The organism is Janthinobacterium sp. FT14W, from assembly GCF_009208755.1.
GTDB classification, from domain to species: domain Bacteria; phylum Pseudomonadota; class Gammaproteobacteria; order Burkholderiales; family Burkholderiaceae_D; genus Janthinobacterium; species Janthinobacterium violaceinigrum.
Genome location: NZ_WFLL01000139.1, coordinates 1 through 448 on the forward strand (window position 1 = coordinate 1; position 448 = coordinate 448).

A 448-nucleotide genomic window follows, 5' to 3' on the forward strand; every position below is an offset into this window, starting at 1 on the left:
GCCGCGTCGCTACACTGGCCGGCCGTGACAAGAACGGACAGCGGCAAACCGTGCCCATCGACACAGACATGGATTTTGCTGGTGATGCCCCCGCGTGAACGCCCCAGCCACTCGTCAGTTATGGCCCCCTTTTTTCGGCTGCTGGCAGCGTCTTTCGCGCCCCGACAGCACTGCGCTGGGCCTTGATGTGTGTAGCGTCGAGCGCAGCACCATCCCAGTCCACCAGGCCAGCCTCGTCGGCTGCAGCCTGCATGACCCGGAGAAGTCGCTGCCAAGTGCCATTCCTCGACCAACGAACAAAGCGGTCATAGCAGGTCTGCCAAGGACCGTAGCGTGGCGGAATGTCGCGCCAAGGGGCGCCTGTGCGCAAGCGCCATAGGATGCCATTGATCACGTGCCGATGCTCGACATACACGTGACCGTGATGGGGATTGGACGGCAGATGGGG

The 448-nt window shown here is 62.9% G+C and carries 1 pseudogene; it reads right to left on the minus strand.

What is annotated here, in order from left to right:
- A pseudogene (locus GCN74_RS28340) lies at window positions 1–448 on the minus strand (IS5 family transposase); the annotation flags it as partial.